This window comes from Flavobacterium caeni (assembly GCF_900101895.1).
In the GTDB taxonomy this organism is placed as follows: Bacteria; Bacteroidota; Bacteroidia; order Flavobacteriales; family Flavobacteriaceae; genus Flavobacterium; species Flavobacterium caeni.
The window spans coordinates 20,706-27,014 of record NZ_FMVF01000021.1 but is presented as its reverse complement, the minus strand read 5'-3'; the positions used below and the strand labels follow the sequence as shown (position 1 = coordinate 27,014).

Below are 6,309 nucleotides of genomic sequence, written 5' to 3'. Positions count from 1 at the left end.
CCAATGGATTAATCAGACGGTTTTTTCCGAAGAAAACAGACTTCTCAAATGTGTCCAAAGAGCAGCTCCTGGAAGCACAAAACAAGCTCAACAACAGGCCCAGAAAAGTACTCGGTTTTCTAACCCCAAACGAGATGATGAAACGCGAAAGAAAAAAGATCGAGAATAAAAAAATTAAACTAATTTAGATTTTTATTAAATGACCTTTGTTGCATTAAGGTCTTGAATCCACGATGTATGTCCCGTTCATGCTATTCCTGGCGTTTAATATTCTCCGGGCAGCTGCCATAAAATTCCGCAGTACCGAGGAAATGTTGTGGTGGCGAAAAATGTGGGATATCGTGTATAGCATATCCAGTATTATGATTGCTTTTCTCTTGGGCGTCGTTCTCGGGAATATCTTGCAAGGCTTTCCTCTTGGCGAAAATTTCAGTTATAAAGGTGGCGTGTTTTTCTCGTTCTTAAGTCCGTATGCCATAATGACCGGATTTACAACTTTAGCCTTGTTCATGACACAGGGTGCCATTTACTTACTTTTAAAAACGGAAGGAAGATTACACGCCAGATTGACTTTTTTACTTCGCAGAGCAATGATATTCTTTATCATCACTTTCGGAATAATGACCTTATACACTTTGGTATTTATTCCTGAAGTGACCGCTAATTTCAGGGCCAATCCAATTTTCTTTACCGTTCCTGTCCTGTCGTTTCTTGCTGTGGCGAATGTTCCAAGATTGGTTTCAAAAAAAAGGTATATGCAAGCATTGATTTTTTCATCCATCACCATGATGTTTTTATTGATGCTTGTAGCCATACAACTTTACCCGACATTATTGATTTCAACCATTGATCCCAAATACAATGTAACGATTTATAACGCGGCATCTTCTCAAAAATCCTTAGGTATCATGTTGACGATCGTGGTAATTGGCACACCTATGCTGGCAGGTTATTTTATCTTTCTTTATAAGACATTCAATGGCAAGGTTAAACTGGATGACACCAGTTATTAGAGCTTAAAAATAATCAATACTGTGTGATAATTATCACTAACAAACTTATTGCCGCGCAGTACTTTTGAATTATAATTAATCACATAAAACATGGAAAATACAATAGTTCAAATGCCAAGAATTGGCGATATGGCTCCAGATTTTGAAGCCGTAACTACTACCGGGAAAATAAAATTTTCAGAGTACAACAAAGGAAGCTGGGTGGTCTTTTTTTCGCATCCAGCCGATTTCACACCCGTATGCACGACAGAAATGAGTGGTTTTGCCAATGAAAAAGATTTTTTTGCAAAACACAATACAAAACTAATGGGACTGAGCATCGACAGTATTCACGCTCACATTGCCTGGGTGAATGCCGTTCATGAAAAAACAGCCGTTTTGTTCGAGTTTCCGATCGTCGCCGATATCGATATGGCCGTATCAAAATTATACGGAATGCTACAGCCTGGCGAAAGCGAAACAGCCGCAGTCAGAGCCGTTTTCATAATGGATCCGGAAGGCAAAGTGCGCCTGATTATGTATTACCCCCTTAATGTTGGCCGGAATATGGCGGAAATTAAAAGAGCCTTACTGGCGCTTCAGGCTTCTGACCAGCACAAAGTAGCGATGCCCTTAGACTGGCAGCCCGGTGACAAGGTAATTGTTCCTGCACCTAAAACCGTTGAAAGCTTGGCGGAGAGAAAAAGCAGCAACTTAGAAATGGTCGATTGGTATTTAGCTAAAAAATCAATTTAACAAATTCAAAAGTCCAAACTTAAAACCATCCGGAAAACGGATGGTTTTTTTTATGTTTTTTATAATGGGCTGAATGCTCTTTTTGTTTCTTGGTGACTTTTGTCACATACTGTATTTACTGATAAAAAAGTTATTTTCTGATGATATTTATCACATTTGAAGTAAAATCTGCCTACTATTTTTGTGCTACTTAATTGTAAAAATACAGTGCTAATTCAAAAAAATATAAACATGAAAATCAAACAAATTTACACAGGATGTATTGCCCACGCCGCCTACTATTTAGAAAGCAATGGAGAAGCTGCCATTTTTGATCCGTTGCGTGAAGTGCAGCCCTACATCGACAAAGCATTTAAAAACAATGCAAAGATCAAATATGTATTCCTTACGCATTTTCACGCCGACTTTGTTTCGGGCCATTTGGATCTGGCCAATAAAACCAACGCCAAAATCGTGTACGGCCCGACTGCAAGACCTGCTTATGAAATTATAACAGCAGAAGACGGACAGCTTTTTGAAATTGGCAATTGCAAAGTAAAAGCCATACACACCCCGGGACATACTATGGAAAGCACCACCTATCTCATAATTGATGAAAACGGAAAAGAGCACGGTATTATAACCGGCGATACGTTGTTCATTGGCGATGTGGGCCGTCCGGATCTGGCACAGCACGTTGTGGCAGATCTGACACAGGACAAGCTTGCAAGGCTGCTATACCATTCCCTTCGCGAAAAAATCATGCCTTTGCCCGATGATTTGATCGTATATCCTAATCATGGCGCAGGTTCTGCTTGCGGCAAAATGATGAGCAAAGAAACAACCGATACGCTGGGCAACCAGAAAAAAACCAATTATGCCCTGAATCCTAAGCTGACCGAAGACGAATTCGTTAAAGCGGTGCTTACAGGGTTAACAAATCCGCCTGGTTATTTCCCTGCCAATGTCCTGATGAATATCAAAGGCTATGAAAGTCTCGATGAAGTGCTTAAAAATGCCCAAAAACCTTTGAAACCAGCCGAGTTTGAAACTGTCGCAAATGAAGCAAGAGCGCTGGTGCTCGATACAAGAAATGCTGCCGACTTTGCCAAGGGTTTTATTCCCAACAGCATTAATATCGGGTTGGACGGAAACTTTGCCATGTGGGTTGGCGAAATGGTGACTGATATCAAACAGGAAATCCTGCTGGTTACCGATATTGGCAAGGAGGAAGAAAGCATGATCCGTTTGTCCCGAATTGGATACGACCATACGATTGGGTACTTGAATGGCGGCATTGCTAGCTGGAAGAATGAAGGTTTTGAACTGGATACCGTAAACCGGATTACTGCTAAAGAATTGGAAAACAATGCAGATTTTAATGAAACACCTATTTTTGATGTAAGGAAAAAAAGCGAATTCCTATCGGAACATCTTGTCGGAGCCGTAAATGTTCCGCTAAACGAAATCAACAATCATTTGGCGGAATTTCCAAAAGATAAAAAATTCATTTTGCATTGTGCCGGCGGTTACCGCTCCATGATTGCTGCATCAATACTCAAACAACGCGGCTGGGATAACTTTGCGGATGTCATTGGAGGCTTTTCCGAAATTAAAAATACCGATCTCTTAAAATCAGATTATGTCTGCCCGACAACATTGCTGTAAAAGCATCAGCTTCTAAGTAGGCCTAAAAAAATGCTGCAGAGATGCAGCATTTTTTTACTGTGTAACTTTTGTCACTATACAGCTCAGGCACATCAAATACATTTGTACCAGATATAAAACATAAAGAACGAAAAATATGAAAATAGAACAGATTTATACAGGATGTTTGGCGCAGGGTGCTTATTACATTACGTCAAATGGGGAAGCGGCAATCATTGACCCGCTCCGTGAAACACAACCTTACATGGACAGGTTAAAAAAAGATGGCGTTACATTAAAATACATTTTTGAAACCCATTTTCACGCTGACTTTGTGTCTGGCCATTTGGACTTAAGCAAAAAAACCGGAGCGGCTATTGTCTATGGACCAAATGCGGCTCCCGACTTTGAATTCATTTCCGCAAAAGACAATCAGGTTTTTGAAATCGGCAACATCAAAATAAAAGTATTGCATACTCCCGGTCATACCATGGAAAGCACTACCTATCTGTTAATCGATGCAGATGGAAATGACCACGCCATATTTTCAGGTGACACCTTGTTTTTAGGAGATGTCGGCCGGCCTGATCTGGCCCAGAAAGCGGCATCAATGACACAGGAACAATTGGCGGGCTTGCTTTTCCATTCATTAAGGGATAAAATCATGACTTTGGCAGATGATGTGATTGTATATCCGGCACACGGTGCAGGTTCGGCTTGCGGAAAAAACATGAGCAAGGAAACCGTAGGCTCAATTGGCGAACAAAAAGCAACCAATTATGCCTTACGGGCCAATATGACCGAAGAAGAGTTTATAAAAGAAGTTACCGATGGTTTATTGCCACCACCAGCCTATTTCGGAATGAATGTAGCAATGAATAAAAAAGGAATTGAAAGCTTTGAAAATGTTTTCAATAACGGAATGAAAGCCATCAACGCAACCGAATTTGAAGTTGTGGCTGAAGAAACCGGAGCACTGATTTTAGACACTCGAAGCAATGGGGATTTTGCTAAAGGTTATGTACCTCAATCCATAAACATTGGTATCAATGGTGACTTCGCTCCGTGGGTGGGCGCATTAATTGGCGATGTAAAACAGCCTATCCTATTGGTAACTGATCCGGGTATGGAAGAAGAAACAGTAACCCGTTTAACCCGGGTTGGTTTTGATAACTTAATCGGGCATTTAAAACATGGCTTTCAGGCTTGGCTAGCAGCAGGTTATGATGTTGATACAGTAAACAGAATTACCGCAGAGCAATTTGCCAATGAAGTAAAAATTGGCGAAAGCAAAATTATTGACGTTCGTAAAGAAAGTGAATACGAGTCAGAACATGTTGAAGAAGCCTACAGCCGTCCACTGGCCGCAATCAACGAATGGATCAAAGACATCAATCCTGAGGAACATTTTTACCTGCATTGTGCGGGCGGTTATCGGTCTATGATGGCAGCTTCAATATTACAGGCAAGAGGCTACAGAAACTTTAGTGAGGTAGAAGGCGGTTTCAATGCCATAGCCAAAACTAATGTCCCTAAAACCGATTTTGTGTGCCAGAGCAAAGTATTAAAAGTATAATTTAAATCAAAAAAAGATGGGAATTTTAAATGCACTATTCGGAGGGAACAATTCCAATGAAAAACTGGTATCGATTGTTAAGGAAGGTGCTTTTTTGGTAGATGTGCGTTCACCCGGAGAATTTGCCGGCGGCAACGTGAAAGGATCGGTGAATATTCCTTTAGACCAACTACAAAATCAATTGTCAAAATTCAAGGACAAAAAAAACATTATAGTCTTTTGCCGTAGCGGAAACCGCAGCAGTCAGGCCAAATCGATACTCGAAAGAAACGGATTTAACAACGTAACCAATGGCGGCACCTGGCAAAATATAAACACAATAGTAACAAAATAGGATAGTTTTTAGTTTTTGATTGTTAGGAAATTTGGGTATAGTAATTTATTATGCCCAAATTTTAATCCTCAATCAAACGATTAGTAAAATTTTAAATTAAAATATCATGAAAAAAAATATGGGTAACGCAGATAGATTGATCCGCATTTTAATAGCAATTAGTATTGGAGTGTTATATTACACAGGGGTAATTGATGGAACGGTTGCCATAGTTCTTGGGGTATTGGCTATTGTTTTCCTGCTTACAAGTTTTATAAGTTTTTGCCCTTTATATGTACCGTTTGGAATTACAACCTGTAAAGCAAGAAAGTAATGTTTCGCATTGAAGTTGAAAACATAAAATGCAGCGGCTGTATCGATACTATCAAAAAAACACTGCTTGCAATAAATGGCGTTCAATCCGTTACTATCGATATTGACAACGGATTTGTAATCATAACCGGTGATGGAGACCGTGAACAAATCGTACAAAGACTTACGCAAATGGGCTATCCTGAAAAGGGCAATAACAGCTTCGGATGCAAAACCAGATCTTACCTCAGCTGTGCTCTGGGCAAAATCTAATGACCAAATTCAAATACCATGGATAAATCATTTGAAGAATTATTAGACTCCGAAAAACCATTGTTGGTTGATTTCTATGCTACCTGGTGCGGACCTTGTCAAATATTAGCCCCAATTTTAAAGGAAGTCAAAGACACTTTTAAAGAGCGAATCGCCATAATCAAAATCGATGTCGATAAAAATCAGGAAATAGCTTCACATTACCGTATCAAAGGCGTGCCAACGATGATGTTATTTCAAAACGGCAAACAGCTTTGGCGGCAATCAGGAGTGCTTTCCAAAATAGAAATTGCCAATACCATTATGGAGCACTGCATTTGGCCCGAACTACCCGGACAACAAAAAACAACCTAACCAAGAAACCATGAGCTACATAATTTTTGGAATCATACTACTGCATCTTATTGTTGGCTTTGGATGGCTCTTTTACAAATTGGAAGTCCATAAAAAGAAACCAGATA

General features: G+C 39.9%; 8 protein-coding genes and 1 pseudogene. All 9 read left to right on the top strand.

Annotated features, from left to right (window positions below; translation table 11 throughout):
- Nucleotides 1-188, top strand: a pseudogene (locus BLP55_RS17300) (IS30 family transposase); the annotation flags it as partial.
- A 45-nt stretch (nucleotides 189-233) separates the two neighbouring features.
- A complete protein-coding gene (locus BLP55_RS15140; RefSeq protein ID WP_262494184.1) occupies nucleotides 234-1,013 on the top strand; it encodes a cytochrome d ubiquinol oxidase subunit II in 780 nt (259 codons plus the stop codon).
- Between the two features lie 90 nt (nucleotides 1,014-1,103).
- Nucleotides 1,104-1,748, top strand: coding sequence for a peroxiredoxin (locus BLP55_RS15135; RefSeq protein WP_091146602.1), 645 nt, complete (start codon nucleotides 1,104-1,106; stop codon nucleotides 1,746-1,748).
- Between the two features lie 231 nt (nucleotides 1,749-1,979).
- Nucleotides 1,980-3,395: an MBL fold metallo-hydrolase gene (locus BLP55_RS15130; protein ID WP_091146622.1), complete on the top strand. Its 1,416-nt coding sequence runs from the start codon at nucleotides 1,980-1,982 to the stop codon at nucleotides 3,393-3,395.
- A 136-nt stretch (nucleotides 3,396-3,531) separates the two neighbouring features.
- Complete coding sequence (locus BLP55_RS15125) at nucleotides 3,532-4,950, top strand: MBL fold metallo-hydrolase (RefSeq protein WP_091146599.1); 1,419 nt, start codon at nucleotides 3,532-3,534, stop codon at nucleotides 4,948-4,950.
- Between the two features lie 16 nt (nucleotides 4,951-4,966).
- Nucleotides 4,967-5,284, top strand: coding sequence for a rhodanese-like domain-containing protein (locus BLP55_RS15120; protein ID WP_091146596.1), 318 nt, complete (start codon nucleotides 4,967-4,969; stop codon nucleotides 5,282-5,284).
- Between the two features lie 106 nt (nucleotides 5,285-5,390).
- The gene (locus BLP55_RS15115; protein ID WP_091146593.1) at nucleotides 5,391-5,597 is read left to right on the top strand and encodes a YgaP family membrane protein; all 207 of its coding nucleotides are present in this window, start codon (nucleotides 5,391-5,393) and stop codon (nucleotides 5,595-5,597) included.
- Entirely contained in the window at nucleotides 5,597-5,848 is a 252-nt protein-coding gene (locus tag BLP55_RS15110; RefSeq protein ID WP_091146589.1) for a heavy-metal-associated domain-containing protein, read from the top strand. The genes BLP55_RS15115 and BLP55_RS15110 overlap by 1 nt, the downstream gene beginning before the upstream one ends.
- 18 nt (nucleotides 5,849-5,866) lie before the next feature.
- A complete protein-coding gene (gene trxA, locus BLP55_RS15105; RefSeq protein ID WP_091146587.1) occupies nucleotides 5,867-6,202 on the top strand; it encodes a thioredoxin in 336 nt (111 codons plus the stop codon).
- Nucleotides 6,203-6,309 lie beyond the last annotated feature (107 nt).

Bases quoted from the DNA above. Each gene is read 5' to 3' on its own strand.
- BLP55_RS15140 (WP_262494184.1), top strand. From the start codon at position 234: ATGTATGTCCCGTTCATGCTATTCCTGGCGTTTAATATTCTCCGGGCA.
- BLP55_RS15135 (WP_091146602.1), top strand. From the start codon at position 1,104: ATGGAAAATACAATAGTTCAAATGCCAAGAATTGGCGATATGGCTCCA.
- BLP55_RS15130 (WP_091146622.1), top strand. From the start codon at position 1,980: ATGAAAATCAAACAAATTTACACAGGATGTATTGCCCACGCCGCCTAC.
- BLP55_RS15125 (WP_091146599.1), top strand. From the start codon at position 3,532: ATGAAAATAGAACAGATTTATACAGGATGTTTGGCGCAGGGTGCTTAT.
- BLP55_RS15120 (WP_091146596.1), top strand. From the start codon at position 4,967: ATGGGAATTTTAAATGCACTATTCGGAGGGAACAATTCCAATGAAAAA.
- BLP55_RS15115 (WP_091146593.1), top strand. From the start codon at position 5,391: ATGAAAAAAAATATGGGTAACGCAGATAGATTGATCCGCATTTTAATA.
- BLP55_RS15110 (WP_091146589.1), top strand. From the start codon at position 5,597: ATGTTTCGCATTGAAGTTGAAAACATAAAATGCAGCGGCTGTATCGAT.
- trxA (WP_091146587.1), top strand. From the start codon at position 5,867: ATGGATAAATCATTTGAAGAATTATTAGACTCCGAAAAACCATTGTTG.